At 58.7% G+C, this 1,690-nt stretch carries 1 protein-coding gene and 2 pseudogenes; all 3 read left to right on the forward strand.

What is annotated here, in order from left to right:
- Positions 1 to 639: pseudogene (locus N5E02_RS20900) on the forward strand (type IV secretion system protein); the annotation flags it as partial.
- An 81-nt stretch (positions 640 to 720) separates the two neighbouring features.
- Positions 721 to 1,197 carry a DUF4189 domain-containing protein gene (locus N5E02_RS20905; protein ID WP_256337619.1) on the forward strand — a complete coding sequence of 159 codons (477 nt, stop codon included), beginning with the start codon at positions 721 to 723 and terminating at the stop codon, positions 1,195 to 1,197.
- A 239-nt stretch (positions 1,198 to 1,436) separates the two neighbouring features.
- Positions 1,437 to 1,690, forward strand: a pseudogene (locus tag N5E02_RS20910) (type VI secretion protein); the annotation flags it as partial.

Consider the following 1,690-nt stretch of genomic DNA (forward strand, 5'->3'; position numbering starts at 1 on the left):
CGCGATGTGGTTCATCGGCCTGGGCACGGGTGGCCCTGCGGTGACGGCAGGTTCAATGCTGCTGCTGTATGAGGTTGCGATGGCCCTGTTCATCGGCCTGGGTCCCTTGTTCATTCTGTGTCTGCTGTTCGACCAGACCAAGCAGCTGTTCCAGCGATGGCTGTTCTATGGCATCGGCACGATGTTCTCGATGGCGGTACTGGCAGCAATGGATCGATCGCGCTGGACATGGTGATCCGTGTCTCGACCGCGTTCTGGTCCACCGCCCTGGTCAACAAGTTCCTGCTCGACGGCGCCTCCAGCGACGGCATGACCAGCCAGGCGATGCAGCAGGGCGGCATGGGCCTGATCCTCACGACCCTGATCCTGACCGCTCCCCCAATGGCGGCGATGTTCTTCCAGGGCACGCTGGGTGGCGTCATGGCATATTCGCAGATAGGCGGCAGCCCGGTGGCGCAGGCACCGGGGCCCAGCGGGCAGCCGCCGGGTAGTTACTACACGCCAGCGACGCCAGAGAAGGGACGAACTGTCGACTCCGGTGACTACAGTAGTCAGTCAACAAGCCGCATGACATTGCCGCAGTCGGATGCGACAAAGATTGCGGAAACTGGCCAGCGAGCTGCTCATCCTAGTAGATAGTGATTCAGGCGTATTTGGAGAGTTAACGTGAAGCGCATTGTGATCTCCCTCTTTTGGATTTGCTCTGCTTTGTTCTTGCTTGTGACAGAAGATGCTCAAGCGGAGGGGCGCTGCCCGCCCGGACAATATCCGATTGGCGGCCAAGGGGTTGGTGGATGTGCGCCAATACCGGGCTCTAGTGGAGGCGATGCAGGGTCGAGTGGTCCGGTCGCGACTGGCCGCTGGATCAAAACCTGGGGAGCTATTGCAACCGCAGTAAGTACAGGTGATATGGGGGCTTCGGTTGGAAGGCGTTCAAAGCAGGAAGCTGCGTCCGAGGCGCTTTCCCGTTGCGCAAGCCATGGCGCTAGAGATTGCAAAGTCGGAACTACCTACAAGAACCAGTGTGTTGCATATGCTGATCCCGAGAGGGGGAGTAAGGGCCGTGTCTCCTATTCGGTTGCAGGCTCCAAGGAGGAGGCTGCAAATCGAGTCCTGTCCCATTGCGCGGACATCGGTGGCGGCCAGTGCAAAGTTCTTTATACAGATTGTTCTGAGCCGATCTTTGAGTCGTTCTAGTCTCATGACTGCCGTGACATCTTTGATGGTATGAGCGTACCTGAGCCAAGCTGCTCAAGAGCCTGGGGTAGAACGCGCGGCTGAAGAAGCCGCTCGGCGAGAAGTTGAGCGAGAACGACTTCATCAAGGTTGCATTGCGACTCGTGCACCTTCTTTAGTGGGCAATTGTTCTTCTACTGCGCTGTGGAAAAGTGGTAAAGGGCTATCGGATCGTCACCGGCCGCAGCCGGGACTCGATGATGATCCTGGTGACCAACATGGCGCGCGCCGCCCTGATCGTGGCGGTGGCGACGAGCATGGGCACGTTCGGTCGCGACCTCCATGAATTCCTGACGGAAGACGTGAAGGGCCTGATCACGCACATTGTGACCGGCAAGGACGAGAAGCCCGAGGCGCAAATCGACAAGAGCCTTGCCTGGATGCAGGTGGCGCTGTCCAGCATCGATGGCATCAAGATTCTCAATGATCCCGAGCTGCAGGCTGACAAGACCCG

The organism is Stenotrophomonas sp. GD03777 (assembly GCF_029842485.1).
GTDB lineage: Bacteria > Pseudomonadota > Gammaproteobacteria > Xanthomonadales > Xanthomonadaceae > Stenotrophomonas > Stenotrophomonas sepilia.